The sequence below is a fragment of the Arthrobacter sp. StoSoilB22 genome (assembly GCF_019977315.1).
Classification (GTDB): Bacteria; Actinomycetota; Actinomycetes; order Actinomycetales; family Micrococcaceae; genus Arthrobacter.
Genome location: NZ_AP024652.1, coordinates 920,877 through 941,200 on the forward strand (window position 1 = coordinate 920,877; position 20,324 = coordinate 941,200).

At 63.5% G+C, this 20,324-nt stretch carries 22 protein-coding genes and 1 tRNA gene; 14 read left to right on the top strand and 9 right to left on the bottom strand.

The window, feature by feature from the left end; all coding sequences use genetic code 11:
• Positions 1-8: 8 nt before the first annotated feature.
• From LDN70_RS04540 to LDN70_RS04550, 3 genes are read left to right on the top strand one after another with little or no spacing between them, the layout of a single operon-like run.
• On the top strand, positions 9-743 hold the full coding sequence (locus LDN70_RS04540) for a hypothetical protein (protein ID WP_223941897.1): 735 nt from the start codon (positions 9-11) through the stop codon (positions 741-743).
• A gap of 43 nt (positions 744-786) precedes the next feature.
• Positions 787-2,016, top strand: a complete 1,230-nt coding sequence (locus LDN70_RS04545; RefSeq protein WP_223941898.1) for an amidohydrolase — start codon at positions 787-789, stop codon at positions 2,014-2,016.
• A gap of 28 nt (positions 2,017-2,044) precedes the next feature.
• The gene (locus tag LDN70_RS04550) at positions 2,045-3,271 is read left to right on the top strand and encodes a DUF6226 family protein (RefSeq protein WP_223941899.1); all 1,227 of its coding nucleotides are present in this window, start codon (positions 2,045-2,047) and stop codon (positions 3,269-3,271) included.
• Here the strand turns inward: LDN70_RS04550 and LDN70_RS04555 are convergent.
• From LDN70_RS04555 to LDN70_RS04565, 3 genes are all read right to left on the bottom strand, one after another.
• Positions 3,240-4,502, bottom strand: a complete 1,263-nt coding sequence (locus LDN70_RS04555) for a type II toxin-antitoxin system HipA family toxin (protein ID WP_223941900.1) — start codon at positions 4,500-4,502, stop codon at positions 3,240-3,242. The genes LDN70_RS04550 and LDN70_RS04555 overlap by 32 nt on opposite strands.
• Positions 4,499-4,759, bottom strand: coding sequence for a helix-turn-helix transcriptional regulator (locus LDN70_RS04560; RefSeq protein ID WP_159735436.1), 261 nt, complete (start codon positions 4,757-4,759; stop codon positions 4,499-4,501). Before LDN70_RS04560 ends, LDN70_RS04555 begins: the two co-directional genes overlap by 4 nt.
• Before the next feature lie 170 nt (positions 4,760-4,929).
• A tRNA-Thr gene (locus LDN70_RS04565) sits at positions 4,930-5,002 on the bottom strand.
• Between the two features lie 215 nt (positions 5,003-5,217).
• Here LDN70_RS04565 and LDN70_RS04570 point away from each other — a divergent pair.
• A complete protein-coding gene (locus LDN70_RS04570) occupies positions 5,218-5,949 on the top strand; it encodes an HAD family hydrolase (RefSeq protein WP_223941901.1) in 732 nt (243 codons plus the stop codon).
• Here the strand turns inward: LDN70_RS04570 and LDN70_RS04575 are convergent.
• From LDN70_RS04575 to tmk, 3 genes are read right to left on the bottom strand one after another with little or no spacing between them, the layout of a single operon-like run.
• Positions 5,946-7,583 carry an alpha/beta hydrolase gene (locus LDN70_RS04575; RefSeq protein WP_223941902.1) on the bottom strand — a complete coding sequence of 546 codons (1,638 nt, stop codon included), beginning with the start codon at positions 7,581-7,583 and terminating at the stop codon, positions 5,946-5,948. The two genes, LDN70_RS04570 and LDN70_RS04575, sit on opposite strands and share 4 nt — an antisense overlap.
• A gap of 8 nt (positions 7,584-7,591) precedes the next feature.
• Entirely contained in the window at positions 7,592-8,743 is a 1,152-nt protein-coding gene (locus tag LDN70_RS04580) for a DNA polymerase III subunit delta' (RefSeq protein ID WP_223941903.1), read from the bottom strand.
• On the bottom strand, positions 8,740-9,438 hold the full coding sequence (tmk, locus tag LDN70_RS04585) for a dTMP kinase (protein ID WP_223941904.1): 699 nt from the start codon (positions 9,436-9,438) through the stop codon (positions 8,740-8,742). Before tmk ends, LDN70_RS04580 begins: the two co-directional genes overlap by 4 nt.
• A gap of 73 nt (positions 9,439-9,511) precedes the next feature.
• Here tmk and LDN70_RS04590 point away from each other — a divergent pair, with 73 nt between their 5' ends.
• Entirely contained in the window at positions 9,512-10,696 is a 1,185-nt protein-coding gene (locus LDN70_RS04590; RefSeq protein WP_166842871.1) for a trans-sulfuration enzyme family protein, read from the top strand.
• A 10-nt stretch (positions 10,697-10,706) separates the two neighbouring features.
• Positions 10,707-11,048: a DUF2516 family protein gene (locus tag LDN70_RS04595; RefSeq protein ID WP_142936571.1), complete on the top strand. Its 342-nt coding sequence runs from the start codon at positions 10,707-10,709 to the stop codon at positions 11,046-11,048.
• A 6-nt stretch (positions 11,049-11,054) separates the two neighbouring features.
• Here the strand turns inward: LDN70_RS04595 and LDN70_RS04600 are convergent, their stop codons facing one another.
• The gene (locus LDN70_RS04600; RefSeq protein WP_223941905.1) at positions 11,055-11,876 is read right to left on the bottom strand and encodes a class I SAM-dependent methyltransferase; all 822 of its coding nucleotides are present in this window, start codon (positions 11,874-11,876) and stop codon (positions 11,055-11,057) included.
• Between the two features lie 96 nt (positions 11,877-11,972).
• Here LDN70_RS04600 and LDN70_RS04605 point away from each other — a divergent pair, with 96 nt between their 5' ends.
• Positions 11,973-12,719: a phosphoglyceromutase gene (locus LDN70_RS04605; protein ID WP_142936570.1), complete on the top strand. Its 747-nt coding sequence runs from the start codon at positions 11,973-11,975 to the stop codon at positions 12,717-12,719.
• Between the two features lie 69 nt (positions 12,720-12,788).
• Here the strand turns inward: LDN70_RS04605 and phoU are convergent, their stop codons facing one another.
• The gene (gene phoU / locus LDN70_RS04610) at positions 12,789-13,442 is read right to left on the bottom strand and encodes a phosphate signaling complex protein PhoU (protein WP_142936569.1); all 654 of its coding nucleotides are present in this window, start codon (positions 13,440-13,442) and stop codon (positions 12,789-12,791) included.
• 199 nt (positions 13,443-13,641) lie between these two features.
• Between phoU and LDN70_RS04615 the strand changes: the two genes are divergently transcribed.
• Together LDN70_RS04615 and LDN70_RS04620 are read left to right on the top strand one after the other, a co-directional pair.
• Positions 13,642-14,916, top strand: a complete 1,275-nt coding sequence (locus tag LDN70_RS04615) for a sensor histidine kinase (RefSeq protein ID WP_187697051.1) — start codon at positions 13,642-13,644, stop codon at positions 14,914-14,916.
• On the top strand, positions 14,913-15,593 hold the full coding sequence (locus tag LDN70_RS04620) for a winged helix-turn-helix domain-containing protein (RefSeq protein ID WP_020608526.1): 681 nt from the start codon (positions 14,913-14,915) through the stop codon (positions 15,591-15,593). The genes LDN70_RS04615 and LDN70_RS04620 overlap by 4 nt, the downstream gene beginning before the upstream one ends.
• A gap of 94 nt (positions 15,594-15,687) precedes the next feature.
• Here LDN70_RS04620 and LDN70_RS04625 read toward each other — a convergent pair whose 3' ends face one another.
• Positions 15,688-16,224: a hypothetical protein gene (locus tag LDN70_RS04625; RefSeq protein WP_142936592.1), complete on the bottom strand. Its 537-nt coding sequence runs from the start codon at positions 16,222-16,224 to the stop codon at positions 15,688-15,690.
• A 293-nt stretch (positions 16,225-16,517) separates the two neighbouring features.
• On the opposite strand from LDN70_RS04625, the gene LDN70_RS04630 reads away from it, so the two are divergent.
• The 5 genes from LDN70_RS04630 to cysS all read left to right on the top strand — a co-directional run bounded on the left by LDN70_RS04630 (position 16,518) and on the right by cysS (position 20,264).
• On the top strand, positions 16,518-17,000 hold the full coding sequence (locus LDN70_RS04630; protein WP_011690592.1) for a CarD family transcriptional regulator: 483 nt from the start codon (positions 16,518-16,520) through the stop codon (positions 16,998-17,000).
• Positions 17,001-17,085: 85 nt separating this feature from the next.
• A complete protein-coding gene (gene ispD / locus LDN70_RS04635) occupies positions 17,086-17,868 on the top strand; it encodes a 2-C-methyl-D-erythritol 4-phosphate cytidylyltransferase (protein WP_165450131.1) in 783 nt (260 codons plus the stop codon).
• Entirely contained in the window at positions 17,868-18,419 is a 552-nt protein-coding gene (gene ispF, locus LDN70_RS04640) for a 2-C-methyl-D-erythritol 2,4-cyclodiphosphate synthase (RefSeq protein ID WP_223941906.1), read from the top strand. Before ispD ends, ispF begins: the two co-directional genes overlap by 1 nt.
• Positions 18,412-18,765: a hypothetical protein gene (locus LDN70_RS04645; RefSeq protein ID WP_223941907.1), complete on the top strand. Its 354-nt coding sequence runs from the start codon at positions 18,412-18,414 to the stop codon at positions 18,763-18,765. The genes ispF and LDN70_RS04645 overlap by 8 nt, the downstream gene beginning before the upstream one ends.
• A 35-nt stretch (positions 18,766-18,800) precedes the next feature.
• Positions 18,801-20,264 (top strand): cysteine--tRNA ligase, encoded by a 1,464-nt coding sequence (cysS, locus tag LDN70_RS04650; protein WP_166842866.1) that lies wholly within the window; start codon positions 18,801-18,803, stop codon positions 20,262-20,264.
• The last annotated feature ends 60 nt before the right edge of the window (positions 20,265-20,324 follow it).

The window sequence follows — 20,324 nt, forward strand, 5'->3', positions numbered from 1 at the left end:
AACACCCCATGTCTTTCATCACTTCTGCTCCAACCGCCAACAACACCGCCATGGCGGACTTCAGCCGCACCACGTCCCGCTGGGGCCAGATCACCATGATTGCAGGCCTCCTGGTTTCCGTGGCGGGTCCGCTGTACCTGGTTTTCGCTACCGGGCTGGATATTGCACCCGCCCAGCTGTGGATCGCCTTCGCGGCAGTAGCCGCAACATTCGGCATCATCTGGATCGTCGAGCCGCTCACGTACTACCCGATCCTAGGCCCGGCAGCGATGTACCAGGCGTTCATGATCGGCAACATCTCCAACAAGCTCCTGCCAGCGGCACTGATCGCCCAAACCAACATCGGCGCAAAGCCGGGCAGCAAGCGGGCGGAACTTGCCGCCGTCGTTGCTATCTGCGGCGCAGCGGTAGTCCACCTGGTCTCCTTGGCGATCTTCGTCGGTCTCCTGGGCAGCTGGCTCATCAGCGTCATCCCGCCGTCGGTGCTGCTCGTCACCCGGCTGTACGTGCTGCCCACCGTCCTGGGAGCCGTACTGGTGCAGGCCATCGTTTCCATGAAGCAGCCCCGCACTACTGTGTTCGCCTTGTTGATCTCGGCCGTGGTCGTGTTCGTCGTGCTTCCGCTGGTGCCTTCGCTCGCCATGGTGTCCACCGCCATCGCTGTGCTGGGCACCATCCTGCTGGCATGGTTCTTCCGCGGTAAGTCCACCATTGCCGAGGCGAAGCCTATCCACATCGAGTAGCAACGCCCGGAACAAGCCCGCATCCACCAGGAAGACAGGACCCATGACGTCAACAGCTACCGCCCTCCAGCTCGATACCAGACAGACCGCCAAACTACATGCCTTGTACCGGCACCTTCACGCACATCCGGAACTCTCCATGCAGGAGTTCGCCACAGCTACCCTGATCGAGGAGCAACTGGACGGCCTGGGCATTGAGCATTTCCGCTGCGGCGGCACCGGGGTGGTGGGAATCCTGCGAAACGGCGACGGACCCGTGGTGGCCTTCCGCGCCGATTCCGATGGCTTGCCCATCGAGGAAGCTACCGGCTTGGACTACGCCAGCAGGGATACAGGCACACTGCCGGACGGCACGGTAGTCCCGGTCATGCACGGCTGTGGCCATGACACCCACGTGGCCAGCCTGCTGGGCGCCGCCGAACTGCTTGCGGGCAACCGGGATGCCTGGTCAGGAACGCTGGTGTTGATCTTCCAACCCGGCGAGGAGACTGCCGCCGGTGCCTTGGCAATGCTCGACGACGGACTGTGGGACAAAGCACCGCGGCCGGAAGTGATCTTCGGGCAGCATGTCATGCCCCGCCCGGTAGGTACGGTTGCGATTTCCAGTGGGCCGGTAGCCGCCATGGCGGATTCGCTCAGGGTCACGGTTCACGGCCAGCAGTCCCATGGCTCCCAGCCACAGGATTCCATCGACCCCATCGTGATGGCCGCCCACATGGTCACGCGGTTGCAGGGGATTGTGTCCCGCGAGTTGGATCCGCGGAAGTCCGCCGTCGTGACGGTGGGGACATTCCATGCCGGCCTCAAGGAAAACATCATCCCGGCCTCTGCCGAGTTCACCCTCAACATCCGAACTTTCGACGACGACGTCCGCGGCCAGGTTCTGGCCGCCATCCGCCGCATCATCGAGGCCGAAGCTGCCGCTTCCGGGGCACCACAGCCGGACATCGAGGAGATGTACCGCTTCCCGCAATGTTTCAACGATCCCGACGCCGTTCCGTCCGTTGTTGAGGCCCTGCGGCTTGCGTTGGGGGACGAGGCAGTCGAAATCACCCCACCGATGATGGGCAGCGAGGACTTTGGGCACCTGGGCACCGCCATCGGAGTGCCGTCCGTGTTCTGGATGATCGGTGGCACACCGCTGGACGGACATGAAGGGCCTGGTCCCACCCCCGTCAACCATTCGCCGTTCTTCGCTCCCGAGCTGGAAGGTTCGCTGGCCGGGGGAGTCTCCGCCGCCGTCGCCGTGTTGATGTCCCGGCTGGGCCACTAACATCCGGGTCCGCCCTAGGATGTTTCCCATGGGGGAAATTGAAGATCTTTTTGGCGGGCCTGCATCTGGATTGTCAGCACCGCTTTCCAACAAAGCCGTGCTGAAAGGACAGACGGCGCTGTCTCGACGGAGTGCTCAATATAGGCCAGCGGCGGAGGACGCAGCCCCGGTCAAGCACCTTGCCGGGTACGCGCCCTTCGTGGCGTTCTGCGCAAGCAGAGGAGTTCCCGCAGGGCAGCTTGCCTCCGACGTGAGCGCGTTGCTGGCATTCCTGCGCACCAACATAGACGGCATCCCGGGCGACCCCGGCCTCAATGAAGCCGCCACCATCTTCGTTGGAAACGTCATTGCGGCCATGCGGCCGGAAGCGCACTGGACAGTGATGGCGGACGGATCCCGCGAAGTAGGCGACCGCGACATGATGATCACGGTGGACCGCTTGATGGACGGTCTGGGGGAGGCCGACGACGGGATGGTGGCCGGCCTCCTCACGCACCTTACGGAGTGGGCGGACGACGAGCCGGACGGTCCCGAGCTCCCCGCGTTGCGGCCGGTCCCCAGTGGGCAATTCCGTGAACCTTTTGTGCGGCCGGAGCTGCCCTCACGTGACTATCGCAATGCTGACGGCGAAGCGATCGGATACGGGAACCGATGGGGCGCAGATAGCCCACCTGAGGACTCCTACAGCGTGGAAACTCACAGGGAACGGTTTGAAGGGCTCCATACGGTGGCCCGGGCGTTGGTTGAGTATCTGGAGAGCGAGTACGACGTCGATGTCAGCTGGGATCCGGCGCACGCGGCGGATGCGGCCATGAACATCGCTGAGGTGATCGACGTCGCGCGGCTGACCCCTCGGGACCCGCTCGCCGCTCCGCTGACGTTCGTGGTGACCGGTTCTCCGGGGGTGGTGCTCCACGCCGGTGCGCTGCACAACTTTGCGTTCCCTATCTGCGGTTGCGATGCTTGTGACGAGACCGCCGAGAGCGAAGCGTCCCGCATGGAGGAGCTGGTCCTTGGCGTTGCAGCAGGCGGCTACGGCGAACGCTACCCCGTGGGCCGGAAGCGGTGGGCGGAGTATGCGCTCTTCGCTGCTGATGGATCCGGCAACCGTAGCGGGCGTGGCCCCGTGGGAGCCACGCCCGCTCAACTAGCCGCCGCTGAGGAGCGACTCCAAGCCGTCCCGGATGGGTGGAGGCCATGGCCACTCAGGAGGGGCGGAACGTCTACTCGAGTTTCGGCGCCAGGACCCGCCTAGCTGTGCCGCCGTTCAGTAGGTCCTGGGCGCGGACCGCGATGAGCTCGGACAGGAAGCCGAGGGACTCAGGTGGCGCTGTTTCCGCCGCCGCTGCCGCCACCCTCTCCAGTGTTGAAGCCACTGTCTGACGGGCATCGTCGTCGTCCATGCCCCAGGCTGCCCCTTCGGCGACCAGATGTTCCAAGGTGATGTAGCCCAGCCGGATCTGGCCGCTGACGGCGTGCCCGGCAAGGCCGCTCGGCTGGTACAGCAGCAGGGTGGGCGCAACGTCATAGAGCGGAGCCAGCAGCACTTCTCCACCGTCGCGCAGCATGAGGGAGTAATTTTTGGAGTGTGCATCGCCGTTGCCGATCAGCAGGTTGAACGTCACGGCGCGCAACAGGTCACGGCGAAACGCGGCCTCGTCGCGGGTGTGCGGCGCCGCGGCGTTGACCAGCCGGGTCAGGCGCGAGGGCGGTGCGGTGGTGCCTTCGTACTTCGCTTCACTGGCCAGGGCCAAGGCTTGGGTGAAGTCTTCCTGGTGCAACCGGCTGCCCTCGCCTGTGCGGTCGAAGCGCTCCACGATGATGGCCCGACGGGATCCGAAGCTTTCCAGATGGGCTTTGGCCGCGGGAAGCCCTGCCGCGGCTGCTGTCCGCAAAGCCCAGTCCTCGGCGGGGAGCAGCTCCGGGATGGTGGACTCGAGTGGTTCGGGCTTGATGATGTGGGTCGACACCGAACCACTGCCTGGCCAGGCCCAGCCGTCGCCATGTTGGGACAGCAGCACCTTGGATTGGACACCGCCCAAGGACGCAGTGACCATGAAATTCTCCGGCAGGTCCCACGTAGGCAGGGATTCGACCACGTTGATGACCTCTTCTGCGGTCATGGGCGCTGCAGCGTCCTCACGTGCGGGGGGTTCCCCTGACGGCAGGACTTGGACGGCCCCGGCGCAGTCGGCGCCCAGGACGCGGAGCAGCCCAAAAGCGTCCGGGACGGTGACACCGTGTTCTTTGGCCAGGTTGGAACGGACCTGGCCTTCGGGCAAGAGGCCGTCAAAGAAGTTGTAGACTTCCACCCCATCCAAGCGCTTTCTAGTCAGCGGCAGGGACAGTGATAGCAGGATGGACCCGGCACCGTAGGCGGCCAGCACCTGCGGGGCGTACTGGAAGGACAGCTTGAGGCCGTTGCCGCGCAGCTCACCGATTCGGTCCCCGCGCAGGTACACGTCAAGGGTCTTGCGGGGGCTCATGGCCGCACCTGCAGCTTCGAAAAGCGCGGCACTAGGGCCACGTCGCGGCCCACGGCCCTGATGGCTTGCATAGCCACGACCATGGAGACTGCTTCGCCGGCTTCAAGTCGCACGATGGTGCCGCGGGTGACGCCCAGTTTCACGGCAAGCTCGTGCTGGGTGAGCGCGGCCTCTTTGCGTGCCTCAGCGATGGACCTCCCTAGGGAGGCGGCGTCGACAGCCCGGTAAAACGGTGTCAACTCATCGGAATGTTCCATATATCGATCATACGGCTCAACACTCCAAATGTCCTATATTTTGAACATTTCAATGATTTGGGCGAATGTTCGATATTTCCATCATCAAGGCATGCGCGGAGAGCTCTGTTCGGGACTTCGGCAAACGAAAAGCCCCGCCGATTCAACGAACCAGCGGGGCTTTTTCTCTGAGCTTCCTATCAGAATCGAACTGATGACCTTTTCATTACGAGTGAAACGCTCTACCGACTGAGCTAAGGAAGCACCGCGTTCATCACCGGTTTCCCGGGCGATCACGCAAGACATAACTGTAATAGAGGCACCGCACCCGGGTCAAAACGAGGGCGACGGCGGCCGTTGCGGGGATGTTCACCCCCGCGTCGGACCGGGTTCAGGCGGAGGTTTCCCGGTGGCCGGAAGCTGGGGAATCACCCGTGGCGGAGTACGCCGTCACAAGAACAGGCCGAAGGAGCCGCTCCATGACGAGGGATGCATTGCCCAAGGACGCCAGCCACGCACCGAACCGGCTGAGACTGGCTGTGGTGGACATGGTGGGCACCACCATTACGGACGACGGCCGCACGGAGCGGGCCATGTCCCGGGCGCTGGTTGACCACGGAATTGAACCCGGAACCACCAGGTTCGAGAGCATGCTCGGCTACGCCAGGGACACCATGGGCCTCTCGAAAATGACTGTCTTCAGCCACCTCTTTGAGGATCCTGCCGTGGCCGAGAGCGCCAACAGAGTTTTCGAGAACAGCTATGACGAGTTCATTGAAGACGGTGGTGTCCGGGCAATTGCCGGAGCGGAGGAAGCCATCCTGTGGATGCGTGAGACCGGCATGCGGGTTTGCCTGGCCACGGGATTCGGCCGCCACACCCAGAACATGGTGTTGGAATCGCTCGGGTGGATGGGGCTGGCGGACCTCAGCCTGTGCCCGTCCGACGCTGGACGTGGACGGCCTTACCCGGACATGATCCTGACGGCGGTGCTCGCCCTTGACCTCGACGACGTAAGGGAGGTGGCTGTGGTGGGTGACACCAGCTCGGACATGCTCTCGGGTGTTCGTTCCGGAGCATCCCTCGTGGCAGGTGTCCTCACCGGCTCCCATTCAGAGGCGACACTACGCGCGGCCGGAGCCACCGTAGTGGTGGATTCCATCAAGGAGCTCCCGCTCTTGGTGGAGAAGCGCGAAGCCAGCCACCTCTAGCACTTGAGGCCGTCCTGCGGCAGTTTGCCGTCAACAAAGTAGTCGTCGACGGCGGTGCTGACGCAGGAGTTCGCACGGCCGTAGGCTGTGTGACCCTCACCTTCCCACGTAACCAGGGAGGCATTCTCCAGCTGCTTGCGCAGCGACTGGGACCATTGCAACGGAGTTGCGGGGTCGCCGGTGGTGCCTACCACCACGATGGGTGCGGAGCCGTTGTATTCCACGGGTGCCGGGGTGCGCGTGCTGGCGTAGGGCCAGTCCTTGCAGCTGACGCCTCCGTAGGCAAAGAATGCCCCGAATGTGGGGGAGTCCTGCATGAGGCGGACTTCCTCGGCTCGCATGGCGGCGGTGTCGGTCACCATCGGGTAGTCCAGGCAGTTGATGGCCTGGAATGCGAAGGCGGAGTTGGAGCTGTACGTGCCGTTGGGTTCGCGGTCGGCGCCAAGATCCGCCAACCGCATCATCTGGGACACGTCACCGGAGAAGGCGCTTTCCAGCGCTTGGGTCAGGGCCGGCCAGCTTTGGTCGTTGTAGAGGGGGAGGATGAGACCGTTGACGAAGTCGTTGGCGGTCACCAACCGTCCGTCTTTGGCGGTCTGGGGGTTCTGGTCCACAGCCGTGATGAGTTCCCGGATTTCCTGGACACCGTTATCCACTGAGCCGCTCAGGGGGCACTGTTGCTGCCGTTGGCAGCTGCCCACGTAGGTGCGCAGGGCTTTTTCGAAAGCGACTGCTTGGCCCGCTGTCAGTTCTTCGTTGCTGATGGAAGGATCCACGGCGCCATCGAGGACCAGCCGGCCCACGTTGTCCGGAAAAAGTGAAGCGTAGGTGGAGCCCAGGAAGGTGCCGTAGGAGAAGCCCAGGTAGTTGAGCTTGGCATCGTTTGACACCGCGCGCAGGACATCCAGGTCCTTAGCCGCACTCACGGTATCTATGTGCCCCATGACATCGCCGGTCTGCTGGGCGCACTGCTCAGCGAAGGACTTGTTGAAGGCAAGCGCGGCGGCCAGCCCTTCGTCAGTGTTCTTGCGGAACACTTTTTCGCGGGCGGCGTCACGTTCGGCGTCGGTCATACAGGTCACCGGCGCGGAACGGCCCACACCCCTGGGATCAAAACCCACCACGTCGTAGTTGGCCCGCAACTTCTCGGTGAAGTGGGTGTTGCCGGCGTCCTTGACGAAATCCACGCCCGAGCCGCCGGGGCCGCCGGGATTCACCAGGATGGACCCTTGCTTGTTGCCGGTGCTGGGCAACTTAATGACAGAAAGCGTGATGTCCCCGGAGGCCGGATTGGCGTAGTCCTTAGGCACCTGGACCTTGCCGCAGTGGAAGCCACCCTCGCACGAGCTCCACTCCACCGACTGCGAGTAGTACTTCTCCAGGCCCTCAGGAGCTGAGGCTGCGATGGACGGATCCACCGTACTGGTGGACGGCTGGGCCGTTGGAGCCGGCAGGAACGGAACGGTGCACGCGCTCAGTACCAGCATGGACGCAAGCGCAATGCACAGTGCCGCAAAACCGCGGCGGGAGCTACGCCCCGCAGCACCCCCGCCTGCCAAACCACCACCCGTTTCGAGCTGGGCAGACCGGTCCCGTGAAGGGGTACCGGCGGACCGGCGGGGTGCGGACTTCATGCATTCTCCTATTGCTGGATGAGGCTCGTGGCCATGGACTCGACCGCCAACAGCGGCGCCACGTTGGTGGTGGTGATTCGGACACGGGCTTTGTTGATGGCGTCCATTCGGGCCAGGGTGGTTTCCGGCGTTGAATGGCCCGCGTAGTCTTCCAGCTCGCTCTTGAGTTCAACGTTGACCAGTTCCACAGCGTTCCCCAACTGGATGATCAGGACGTCCCGGTAGAAGGACAGCAGATCTGTGAGCGTCCGGTCCAACGAGTCAGTGATGGAGCGTTTGGCGCGCCGTTTCTGGTCGTCCTCAAGCTGCTTGACCTGGCTGCGCATGGAGGGTGGGAGCGTCCCGGATTCGGGAGCGCCCAGGCTCGCCAGCAGTGCGATCTTCTCCGCAGCGTCGCGTTCGTCGTTGGAGCTGTTGGCTTCCTCGGTTGCAATTTTGACCAATTTCTCGGCCATCATCACGGCAGCGGTAACGCCTCGAAGACCAAGCGGTATTCGAACCGTATCCAGCCGGCGCTGCCGCGCATCGGCGTCGCGGGCCAAGCGGCGGGCGATGCCTATATGGCTTTGTGCAGCACGTGCCGCACGGTCTGCAAGTTGGCGTTCGACGCCGTCGCGCCTCACCAAAAGCTCGGCGACGTCAGCGGCCGGCGGTAGCCGCAGGCTCACAGGGCGGCATCGGGAACGGATGGTGACCAGGACATCGGCAGGGGAAGGGGCGCACAGCATCCAGATGGTCCTGGGAGTGGGTTCCTCAATGGCTTTCAGCAGAACATTGGTGGTGCGCTCGGCCATGCGGTCCGCATCTTCCACCACAATGATCCGCCACCGACCCGTAGCTGGCCGGTCGCCGGCTTTGGAGACGAGTTCACGGGCTTCATCAATGGTGATGGTGACCTTTTCGGTGCGCACGAACGTCACATCCGAGTGGGTCTCACCGAGGATCGTGTGGCATGCCGCGCACTGGCCACAGCCGCGCATAGTGACGTCGTCCTGCTCGCAGTTCAAGGCAGCGGCGAAGGCCTTGGCTGCGTTTGAGCGGCCCGATCCCGGCGGCCCGGTAAAGAGCCAGGCATGGGTGAGCCCGGTATCGCCCTGCGCCGCCTGCTTGAGCTGGGCAACCACCGGTGCCTGGCCTTGAAGGTCGTCCCAGACGCTCACGGACGTTCGCCCGGAAGAGTTTCGCTCGTCAGTGACTCGGCGGTCGCGGGCGCGCCGTTGGCAAGCAGCAGCGATTCCACCCGCTCCAAGATCCGGCACGCCAAGGTTTCGATATCTGCATTGGCGGGCAGCACCAGATAGCTGGCGGGTGCAGCCGCTGCGAGGTCCAGGAACGCGTGCCGGATCGCGGAATGGAAGTCGTCCGGTTCTGACTCCAGCCTGTCCTCAGTGGCGTCCCCCGCGGTCCGCCGCTGGCGACCATCTGAGGGGTCGACGTCCAGCAGTACGGTCAGGTCCGGATGCAGGCCTTCGGTGGCCCATTCGTTGAGCGACAGCACGCCTTCTGCACCAAGGCTGCGCCCTGCACCTTGATAGGCCACGGATGAATCGATATAGCGGTCCGTGATGACTACTGTTCCCTCAGCAAGTGCGGGCCGGATCACCTGGCTGGCATGGGCTGCGCGGGCGGCAGCGAACATGAGGGCTTCGGTCCGCGGATCAATGGTTCCGTGTCCGTGGTCCAGGACCAAGGAGCGCAATTTCTCGCCAATGGGAGTTCCGCCTGGCTCGCGGGTGCGCAGAACGGACAGACCCTGCGACTCAAGGGCGTCAGAGAGCCGGGCGGCCTGGGTGGACTTGCCCGCTCCGTCCCCGCCTTCGAAGGCGATGAAAAGGCCTGGGCTCTTAATACTCACTGGACTAGCCTACCGATCACCGGCATGCGAGACGGCTTTTATCCACAGCATTGCCCGCGGCTACGCTGAAACCATGAGCCTTTCAGATCAACGTGCCGCCGATTTGTCTCCGGAAACCGTTGTAGTTGCGGCCGGTCGCCCCGACCGCGCCCACGATGAGCCCGTCAACCCGCCTATTGTCCTGTCCTCCACATACTTCGGAACAGGTTCATTAGGCGACGGAGATCGCGGCTACGGGCGCTACGCCAACCCCACGTGGGATCCCTTCGAGGACGCGCTGGCCAAACTGGAAGGCGCCACCCTGCCTGGCTTGCTCTACGCCTCCGGCCTGGCGGCAGTCAGCTCAGCGTTGTCCCTCGTTCCCGCCGGCGGTGTGGTGGTGATGCCCTCACACAGTTACGCAGGTTCCCTGGTCATGGCCACTGAACTGGCTGAGAAGGGATTCCTTGAACTTCGCACGGTGGACATCACGGACACGGACGCCGTCAAGGCGCTTATCAGTCCCCAGACGGGCAAGAAGGCAGATCTGCTCTGGCTGGAGAGCCCCACCAACCCCATGCTCGGCATCGCCGACATCCGCGCACTGACGGACGCTGCCCACGCGGTCGGCGCAATCGTGGTCACGGACAATACTTTCTCCACGCCTCTGGTGCAGCAGCCCCTCAAACTCGGATCCGACGTCGTACTTCACTCGGTGACCAAATACCTGGCGGGACATTCGGACGTCGTCCTCGGCGCCCTGGTCACCTCCAACCCGGAACTTCGCGCCACGCTCCTGCATCACCGAATCATCCACGGTGGCATCGCCGGGCCGTTCGAAGCCTGGCTGGCACTGCGCGGCCTCCGTACCTTGGCGCTAAGGATTGAGCGCTCGCAGGCCTCAGCGGCAACCCTCGCCGAACGCCTCAGCAGCCACCCCCGGGTGGAAACCATCCGTTACCCGGGCCTCCCGAGCGATCCCGGGCACGAGCGCGCCAAGGTACAGATGAAGGGCTTCGGGTCCATCCTCTGCATCCAGATCGCTGGAGACGAACAGCGCAGTGGTGCCGACGCCGCCGACGAATTGGTCCGCGCGCTGCAGCTCTGGCTGCCCGCCACGTCTTTGGGCGGGGTTGAGTCGCTGATTGAACGCCGACGCCGGCACACGGCTGAGCCGCTCAGCGTTCCGGAGAACCTGGTCCGGTTGAGTGTGGGGATCGAGAACGTGGAAGACCTCTGGTCCGACCTTGAGCAAGCGCTGAAGTCGTTGGACGGCTAGGCTAAAGGACGTGGACGGAAAAATTTTGATCGCGGTTGTCACCAGCGGGGTTTACTGGATTCTTGGCCTGGTGGCGCTTGCCCTGGAACTGTGGGCGTTCGCGGACTGCCTGCGCCATAAGCCGACGCTCTTCGTGGCGGCTTCAAAGCGCACCAAGATGTTCTGGTTGGCGCTCACAGGCGTTGCGCTTGCGATCGGCGCCCTGACCGTATTGACGGGCGGCAGCAGCCTTGGACTGTTCGGCATCGCCGCCGTCACCGCAGCGTGCGTGTACCTTGCCGATGTCCGTCCCGCCCTGCGCGAGGCCGGCAGCGGCGGCAACCGGAACGTCGGCCCGTACGGTCCCTGGTAAACAGCCTTACTGAGGCGCCACCGCGTCCCACGCCACCGTCACTTCACCCAACCGCCACCTCGCCGGACCATCCTGAAGCGGCCACCCGGCGTCGCGCAGTGAACTACACATGCCCGTCCAGCGTTGCCGGTTCCCGAACGATGCCAACGGCGCAGCTTCCAACCAGGCTTTGTCCATGGCCTGCAGGAAGGCATGAATCGCTTCGCCCGGGATGTTCCGGTGAATCAGGGCCTTGGGTAGCCGCTCGGCCACCTCGGACGGCAACTCGAAACTGCCGAACCGCACGGAAAAACTGAGGCTCAAAGGGCGCTCGGCATCCAAAGCCACCCACGTGACGCGGCGGCCGATCTCGTCGCAAGTGCCATCGATGAAGAGTCCGCCCCGGGCGAGACGCGATTGCACCAGCCGCCAGATTCCGCCCACGTCGGCTTCCTCATATTGGCGGAGGACGTTGAAGGCCCGGACCAGTACGGGGTTACCTGGCACAGGAACTTCGAACCCGCCCACGTGGAAGCTGAGGCCCGGCCGCTCCAACGCCTTGGCGGTCCGCACCCGCTCCGGCTCGATTTCGATTCCACAGACCCGCACGTCAGGCCGTACGGCCTGCAGCCGCTCGAAAAGTTCGACGGCGGTGGTCGGCGAGGCGCCATAGCCCAGGTCCACCACAAGGGGGTCGACGGCGGCGCGCAGCCGCCACGCCTGCGGTCCGGCAAGCCACCGGTCCAGGCGTCGCATGCGGTTGGGGTTGGTGGTGCCGCGGGTGATGTTGCCAACCGGCTTCCCGCCCCGACTGCGGGGAGAGCCCACCCGTTCCGCTTTTTGCACCACGGCCCCCACTTTATCGCTGCGCGCATCAGACCGGGGAGTCCGTTGCCGGACGTAACGCCGGGCAGGGCACGGAGCTGCTCGGCTAGGATGAAAACCATGACTTACAAGCTGATTCTGCTGCGCCATGGCCACAGCGAATGGAACGCCAAGAACCTGTTCACCGGTTGGGTGGACGTTGACCTGAACGATCAAGGCCGCCAAGAAGCAGTGCGCGGTGGAGAGCTCCTGGTTGAGAATGACATCCTCCCGGACGTCCTCTACACCTCGCTGCTGAAGCGTGCCATCAACACCGCCAACATGGCCCTGGACAAGGCCGACCGCGGCTGGATCCCGGTCAAGCGCGACTGGCGCCTCAACGAACGCCACTACGGCGCGTTGCAGGGCAAGGACAAGGCCCAGACCCTGGCCGAGTTCGGCGAAGAGCAGTTCATGGAATGGCGCCGCAGCTACGACACCCCGCCGCCGCCCCTGTCCGACGACAGCGAGTTCTCCCAGGCGCACGATGTCCGCTACAAGGACCTCGGCGACGCCCTGCCGCGCACCGAGTGCCTCAAGGACGTCCTTGTGCGCCTGCTCCCTTACTGGGAATCGGACATCAAGGAAGACCTCAAGGCCGGCAAGACCGTGCTGGTCACAGCCCACGGCAACTCCCTGCGCGCCCTCGTGAAGCACCTGGACGGCATCAGCGACGACGCCATTGCCGGCCTCAACATCCCCACGGGTATCCCGCTGGTGTACGAACTGGATGAGGACTTCCAACCCATCAACCCGGGCGGAACCTACCTGGATCCCGACGCAGCAGCCCAGGCCATCCTCGCGGTGGCCAACCAGGGCAAAAAATGACGTTGTAGCTAACGACGACGACGGCCGGTCACCTGAGGTGACCGGCCGTCGTCGTTAATGCTGTTGTGGCTAGAAGCCTTCAGGCTGCCATTCACCGGTCACCAAGTAGGTGACCTTGCGAGCGACCGAAACGCCGTGATCGGCGAAGCGCTCGAAGTAGCGGCTCGCCAGGGCGACGTCCACGGTGGTAGACGGGCTCTCGGTCCACTCGGGGGAAGCAATCGCCTTGAAGACGCTGAGGTGGAGGTCGTCCACGGCGATGTTGATCTTGAGGATGTCGCGGGCAACCTCAAGGTCGCGCGTTTCCAGCAGTTCAATGACCTTGGCGGTGATCTCGATGTCGTGCTGGGCCATGGCCTTGAAGGTCTGGGTCAGCGAAGCGGGGATCACGGTAGCCGGGTAGCGGAGGCGTGCCAGCTGGGCCACGTGGCGGGCCAGGTCACCCATGCGTTCCAGCGACGCGCTCATGCGCAGCGAACCTACGATCATGCGGAGGTCGCTGGCCACCGGGCCCTGCAAGGCAAGGATGTCGATGGCACGCTCGTCGAGGCTGTTCTGCAGGAAGTCGATCCGCGCATCTGCCGCGATGACGTCCTGGGCAAGATCCACGTCCGCGCCTTCGAAGGAGGTAGTCGCCTTCGTGATTGCTTCGTGAACCAGCTTGGAGATCTCGATGAGGTCGTCACCTACCTGGGTGAGCTCCTCCTGAAAAACCTTGCGCACTAAGGCGTCCTTTCCTTGGAAATCCGGCTCCCATGGGGCGGGGCGGATCTCAAAACCATTGGCAGTCCAACCAGTAACTGTGTCAGGGGCCAGTGAACGGTTCGGCACCTTTAGATGAACGTTAGTTGAACCGTCCGCGTTTGGGGCCCGATCACTGCTTGGCCGTGTTTCCACAGCATAAGCTGGACACGTGGATCCATTGCTCATAGGTGTCGTCGCTGGCCTTGTAGGCCTGTCGTTGGGCGTCTTTGGCATGCTCGCTTTCAGGATCAGCGAACGTCAGCGGAGCATCGTGGACCTGGACGTCAGTGAACCCCTGCTTCCTGAGGGTGCCGCGGAGGTGCTGTCCGTCGTCGGGCGTGCCTTTGTTGTGGTGGACGCGATCGACGGCGTGGTCCGCGCCAGTCCTGCAGCCTACGCGTACGGCTTGGTACGCGGGCACACCGTGGTCCACAAACAACTCCTGGACATGACCGCCAAGGTCCGCCGCGACGGCGTGATCCTCGAAGAGCAGTACGAACTCCCGCGCGGCCCGCTGGGCAAAGGGACCATTGTGGTTCAGGTACGCGCAGCCATGCTCGGGTGGGAATACATCGTGCTCCTGGCCGACGACCGTACCGAGATCACCCGCACCGAGGAAATCCGGAACGACTTCGTAGCCAACGTCTCCCACGAGCTCAAGACCCCGGTGGGTGCCATCTCCCTGCTTGCGGAAGCCCTCGAAGCCTCGCCCGATGACGAAGAAGCAGTCCGCCGCTTTGCCAAGCGCATGCACAAGGAATCCGGGCGATTGGCAGCCCTGGTCCAGGACATCATTGAACTTTCCCGCCTGCAGGGAGCCAACGTCGCCCAGCGGGGTCTCCCGGTGGACATCAATACCGTCATCACAGAAGCGGTTGATCGTTCCCAACTGCCGGCCGAGAGCAAGAACATCCAGATCGTGGTGGGCGGTCACTCTGAGGCACTGGTGTTTGGAGACCACGACCTCCTGGTCACCGCACTGCGGAACCTGATCGACAACGCCATCCGCTACTCGCCGGAGAATACGCGGGTGGGTGTGGGCGTGCGGACGCGGGAGGGCGTCGTGGCCATCTCCGTCACAGACCAAGGCGAAGGCCTCACGCCGGAGGACCAGGAGAGGGTATTCGAACGCTTCTACCGCGTGGACGCGGCACGATCCCGCCACACGGGCGGCACTGGCCTTGGCCTCAGCATCGTCAAGCACGTGGTCTCCAACCACGGCGGTGAGGTGACTGTGTGGTCGCAGCCCGGCCAAGGGTCCACGTTCACTGTCCGCCTGCCGGAGATGGAAGGCCAGGGCGACGACGCCGGCCTGCCGCCTTCCGCTGCAGCTGCGCCCACCGAGCAACAGGGGACTGCCGTCGTCGAGCCTCGTCCCTTGAGTCAACAACCCCAACGCGTGAATCATCAAAGGGGCGCCAACGGCGCCCAAGAGCAAGGAGCCAGCGCTTGAGCCGGATTTTGATAGTGGAGGACGAAGAGTCCTTCAGCGACCCCCTGTCTTATCTCCTGGGCAAGGAAGGGTTTGACGTCGAGGTAGTGGACAACGGCAGCGATGCTTTGGTGGAGTTTGACCGGAACGGTGCCGACCTCGTCCTCCTGGACCTGCAGTTGCCTGGGACGCCGGGGACGGAAGTGTGCCGCCAGCTTCGCCAGCGCTCCAGCGTGCCCGTCATCATGCTGACGGCCAAAGACTCCGAAATCGACAAAGTTGTTGGCCTGGAACTCGGCGCCGATGACTACGTCACCAAGCCGTATTCCTCCCGCGAGCTCGTGGCCCGTGTCCGTGCGGTGCTGCGTCGGCAAGGTGAGCCGGAGGAACTGATCACCTCCACAGTGCAGGCCGGTCCTGTCCGCATGGACATCGAACGCCATGTGGTGAGTGTCAACGGCGAGCAGGTTTCACTGCCGCTGAAGGAGTTCGAGCTGCTGGAAATGCTGCTCCGCAACTCAGGCCGGGTTTTGACTCGCGGCCAATTGATCGACCGCGTCTGGGGTTCGGACTACGTGGGGGATACCAAAACCCTCGATGTCCACGTCAAGCGGCTTCGGAGCAAGATCGAACCCGACCCCTCCGCACCTCGCTACCTGGTGACGGTCCGCGGCCTGGGCTACAAGTTCGAGCCGTAAGAACCCCTGCACACAACAAAGACTCTGCATACGACGAAGGAAGGGCCCCGCCGAGGCGGGACCCTTCCTTCGTTGTATCGCTTGTGGCGCGGGCCTAGTGACCGGCTCCCGGAGCCTCCGAGGTCGTCGCAGTGGACGTCGGCGTTGCCGTGGGGCTCGGCGTGGTGGGCAGGTACTTGGCGTACTCGGGGAGGGTACCGTCAAGCACCGGGACGTTGATGGTGGCGGAGTCGGAGCCGCTACGGATGGTGACCGGAACCAGGCCGCCGGGAATGACACCCGCGGTGCTGAGGATCGCTGCATCCGCGGTGTCATTCAGGAAGGTCTCGCCGTTGGCCTTGACCGGGATCTCGGTCTGGGCTCCGTTGGCACCACTCATGGTGAGGGTGGCGTCGGTGCTGGAGGAGTTGAACACAGCGCCGATCACGCGGCCGGGCTCTTTCTCGCCCGAAGCAACAATCAGGATGTTGCGCAACTGCAACGAGCCGAGATCTGCTTTGATCCCGTCCGATGCCGAGTACTGGTGGGTGGTCTGCTGGGCGTTGACGAATCCACAGCCGGTGACGGACAGAAGACCGACGCCGATCGCAGCCGCCGCAATTGCCAGCTTGCCGCGCTGGACAGGGTTCATCGCAGTATTGCGCACGACACCTACTCCTCAAGAGTCATTGGAACACTTTTCAGCCATAGCCTATCGGCAAACCCCCGGAAATATGGATTCGGGAAGGCTATGTGGCGCCATTACGAGAAGAGATCCTGCTCGCACGTTGCCTCCTCCATGCATCTTTCGCCTAATACGTCAAGACCTTGGAGGAAGTCGTTTGAGGGCTCATTCCCTTTATTGGCGCGGCAGGAGGGCCCTTCCGGTGCCAGTCGTATGCCTTAATCGTGATAGACTAATCTGCGGGAAAGGGGAAAGTCCACATGGTTTTTGAGGTCGGCGAGACAGTAGTTTACCCTCACCACGGTGCAGCAAAAATTGAGGAAATCAAGATGCGCACCATCAAGGGCGAAGAGAAGATGTATCTCAAGCTCAAGGTGGCTCAGGGTGATCTGACCATTGAAGTTCCAGCAGAGAATGTTGACCTTGTTGGGGTCCGGGACGTAGTGGGCAAAGAAGGCTTGGAGCACGTATTTGACGTTCTCCGCGCCGAGTTCACTGAAGAGCCTACCAACTGGTCACGTCGTTACAAGGCGAACCTGGAGAAACTTGCTTCAGGCGATGTCATCAAGGTGGCAGAGGTCGTTCGCGATCTTTGGCGTCGTGATCACGATCGCGGCCTTTCCGCAGGTGAGAAGCGGATGCTGGCCAAGGCGCGGCAGATTCTGATTTCAGAACTGGCCCTGGCTGAGAAGACAGATGAAGAGAAGGCTGCAAGCGTTCTTGACGAGGTCTTGGCTTCCTAAGAATTGAGCCCGGTGGTGCGAAAGCGCCGCCGGGTTTCTTTTTGCCACACTCCGGGTTTCATTTCCCACAAGTACTCTGGTGAGCATGAGTATTCCTACCAAGCGCGCCGTCACGGCCGTGATCGTGGTTGCTGCCGGCTCCGGTGAACGCCTCGGCTACGGCATGCCCAAAGCCCAGGTTCCGCTGGGCGGCGAGACCATCCTGATGCATGCACTCCGTGGTGTTGTTGCTTCCGATGTCGCGCGCCAGATCTGCGTCGCCGTGCCCAGAGGGGACACGGCCCTGCGTGAGTCAATTGCCGAGTTCACCATTGACCTGGTGGACGGCGGCCCTGAAATCTCGGTGGTCGACGGCGGTTCATCCCGCGCGGATTCGGTCCGCGCCGCCATGGCTGCTTTAGAGGACGGGACAGAACTGGTCCTGGTCCACGACGCCGCACGTGCCTTGACCCCCGAGCGGGTCTTCCAACGCGTATCTGCAGCCTTGGCTTCCGGAGCGAAGGCCGTCATTCCCACCATGCCGGTAGTGGATACCATCAAGACCGTTGCCGAAACCAGCGGCTCAGACGCATCCATCGCCCCGGAGGTCGTCACAGGCACAGCTCCCCGCGAGCATCTCCGTGCCGTGCAGACCCCGCAGGGTTTCGAACTGGCCGTCCTGCGCAGGGCCCACGAAGCCGCCGGGCTCTTCGATGACAAACAGTCAGCAGCTGTCACTGACGACGCCATGCTGGTGGAGCTCCTGGGTGTTCCGGTGCACGCTGTCCGCGGCGCAAGCCAGTCGCTGAAGATCACCACACCTTTGGACCTCATCATTGCCGAGGGCCTACTCGAGGGGCCGCTGGGAATGCGATGGGTGGAAGGCTGATGACACTGAATATGGTCCTTCCCCGAACTGGGGTCGGGATAGATGTCCACGCATTCGCCCCCGAAGATGACCCGCAGCCGCTCTGGTTGGGCGGGCTTTTCTGGGAAGGCGAGCAAGGGCTCTCAGGGCATTCCGACGGCGATTGCGTGGCCCACGCCGCTGCTGACGCGCTCTTCTCCGCCTGTGGCATCGGTGACCTGGGCACCCACTTCGGCACGGACCGCCCCGAGTTTGCCGGCGCCTCCGGGGTCAAGCTGCTCGGTGAAGCCGCACGCATTGTGCGTGCGGCAGGATTCGAGATCGGCAACGTGGCCGTGCAGTTCGTTGCTAACCGCCCCAAGTTCGGGCCACGCCGGGAAGAATCCCAGCGTGTCTTGAGCGAAGCAGCAGGTGCGCCGGTCAGTGTCACGGCAACCACCAGCGACGGACTCGGCTTCACGGGACGCGGCGAAGGGATTTCCGCGGTTGCCACGGCCCTCGTGTACCCCGCTGGCGTCTCCGCGGTGACCCCGGCGGAGCCTGGTCCTGCGAAAGGTGCGCCGCATGCCTAAGTCACGTGCCGGCGTCGTGCGTTCCGCTGTGGTGTCTGCGGGCTTGGCCGCAGCGCTCCTGCTGAGTGGTTGCGGAGGGACCCAAACCATGGACGTGGCGGCCAGCTGCGCTTTCCTGAACGACGACACCTTCAAGCCTGACGGCAATCAGCAGCAGCAGTCCAAACAGATCGCCGAGCACTATCACCAGATAGCGGGCAAACTGGCTCCGGAAATCGGCAACCCGATCAAGGAGATGGCGGCAATCATGGACGAAGCGGCGGCTTCTTCGCTCGGGGCAGCCACCCAGGACCAGCAAGAGAAGCTCAAAGTGCAGTTCAACAAGATCGGCGAATACTGCAAGTAAGCAGGTAACACCGCGTCATCGGCTAATCTGGAGCGGTGACCCTGCGCTTCTATGACACCGCCTCCGCCGAAGTCCGCGACTTCGTTCCCCTCGAAGACGGCAAGGCCAGCGTGTACTACTGCGGGGCCACTGTCCAAGGAATGCCGCACGTGGGCCATGTCAGGTCGGCCATTGCCTTTGACCAACTGACCCGTTGGCTTGAGTTCCGTGGCCTCCGGGTCACGGTGGTACGCAACGTCACGGACATCGACGACAAGATCCTGGCCAAGTCCGCTCAGTCGTTCGGGCCGGACTGGGATGCCGAGCCATCCGCGCGCCAAGCCGAAGAATGGTGGGCCTTGGCTTACCGCTACGAGCAGGAATTCGAGAATGCGTACGAATCCCTCGGCGTGCAGCGGCCCACCTATGAGCCCCGCGCCACGGGCCACATCCCTGAGATGCACGCACTGATCCAGCGCCTCATTGACCGCGGCCACGCCTACCCTGCCCTGGACGATTCCGGCGACGTGTACTTCGACGTCCGCTCCTGGAGCAAATACGGTTCGCTGACCCGCCAGAATATTGACGACATGCAGGGAGCAACGGACGTCGAGGCTCAATTCATCAGCAGGAAGCGCGATCCGCGCGACTTCGCGCTGTGGAAGGGTTTCAAAGACGGTGAGCCCGTCACGGCCAAGTGGGAGTCCCCTTGGGGCGCAGGCCGTCCCGGCTGGCACCTGGAGTGCTCAGCCATGGTCACCAAATACCTGGGCCCCCGGTTTGATATCCACGGTGGGGGACTGGACCTTCGCTTCCCGCACCACGAGAACGAGATGGCCCAGTCCCAGGCCGCCGGCGACGATTTCGCCAACTTCTGGATGCACAACGGCATGGTCACCTACGAGGGCGAAAAGATGTCCAAGTCGATTGGCAACACTGTCAGCCCGGCCGAGATGCTCCAGCTCGCATCGCCTCGCGTGGTCCGCTACTACCTTGGCCAGGCCCACTACCGTTCCATCCTGGACTACCGGCCCACCTCGCTGCAGGAGGCCGCGGCCGCCGTCGAGCGGATTGACGGTTTCATCCACAAGGCATCTTCCAAGGTGGACACGGATGCCTCGGACGTGTCCCCGCAGGCGAATATGCCCGCGGCTTTCATCGCAGCCATGGACGACGACCTCAACGTCCCCCAGGCCCTGGGCGTCCTGCACGAAACCGTGCGGGCAGGCAACACCGCCCTGGCTGCCGGTGACCTTGAAGGCGCGAAATCGGCCCTCTACAGTGTGCTGTCCATGACCGAAGTGCTTGGCCTGGATTCGGTCAAACGTCCCGAAGCCGTCCAAGGGCGCGAGCACGCGGCCCTGGAAGTGCTGATCGAAGCTCAACTCGAAGCCCGTGCCGCCGCCAGAGCCAGCAAGGACTGGGCCGCGTCCGACGCGATCCGTGACACGCTCGCCGCCGCCGGCGTCGTCGTCGAAGATGGTGCGGACGGCGCCACCTGGAGCCTGAAACGCGACTGACAAACCGGCGCGACAGCCGAATTGCATCGGGTCAGTAGACTTGATTCCAGACTTACTCAC

What these genes read in the sequence shown, in the direction of transcription:
- ispF (WP_223941906.1), top strand. Translation starts at nt 17,868, where the DNA reads ATGACACTGAATATGGTCCTTCCCCGAACTGGGGTCGGGATAGATGTC.
- LDN70_RS04550 (WP_223941899.1), top strand. Translation starts at nt 2,045, where the DNA reads ATGGGGGAAATTGAAGATCTTTTTGGCGGGCCTGCATCTGGATTGTCA.
- LDN70_RS04540 (WP_223941897.1), top strand. Translation starts at nt 9, where the DNA reads ATGTCTTTCATCACTTCTGCTCCAACCGCCAACAACACCGCCATGGCG.
- ispD (WP_165450131.1), top strand. Translation starts at nt 17,086, where the DNA reads ATGAGTATTCCTACCAAGCGCGCCGTCACGGCCGTGATCGTGGTTGCT.
- LDN70_RS04630 (WP_011690592.1), top strand. Translation starts at nt 16,518, where the DNA reads ATGGTTTTTGAGGTCGGCGAGACAGTAGTTTACCCTCACCACGGTGCA.
- LDN70_RS04555 (WP_223941900.1), bottom strand. Translation starts at nt 4,502, where the DNA reads ATGAGCCCCCGCAAGACCCTTGACGTGTACCTGCGCGGGGACCGAATC.
- LDN70_RS04545 (WP_223941898.1), top strand. Translation starts at nt 787, where the DNA reads ATGACGTCAACAGCTACCGCCCTCCAGCTCGATACCAGACAGACCGCC.
- LDN70_RS04570 (WP_223941901.1), top strand. Translation starts at nt 5,218, where the DNA reads ATGACGAGGGATGCATTGCCCAAGGACGCCAGCCACGCACCGAACCGG.
- LDN70_RS04645 (WP_223941907.1), top strand. Translation starts at nt 18,412, where the DNA reads ATGCCTAAGTCACGTGCCGGCGTCGTGCGTTCCGCTGTGGTGTCTGCG.
- LDN70_RS04590 (WP_166842871.1), top strand. Translation starts at nt 9,512, where the DNA reads ATGAGCCTTTCAGATCAACGTGCCGCCGATTTGTCTCCGGAAACCGTT.
- LDN70_RS04575 (WP_223941902.1), bottom strand. Translation starts at nt 7,583, where the DNA reads ATGAAGTCCGCACCCCGCCGGTCCGCCGGTACCCCTTCACGGGACCGG.
- LDN70_RS04605 (WP_142936570.1), top strand. Translation starts at nt 11,973, where the DNA reads ATGACTTACAAGCTGATTCTGCTGCGCCATGGCCACAGCGAATGGAAC.
- LDN70_RS04625 (WP_142936592.1), bottom strand. Translation starts at nt 16,224, where the DNA reads ATGAACCCTGTCCAGCGCGGCAAGCTGGCAATTGCGGCGGCTGCGATC.
- LDN70_RS04560 (WP_159735436.1), bottom strand. Translation starts at nt 4,759, where the DNA reads ATGGAACATTCCGATGAGTTGACACCGTTTTACCGGGCTGTCGACGCC.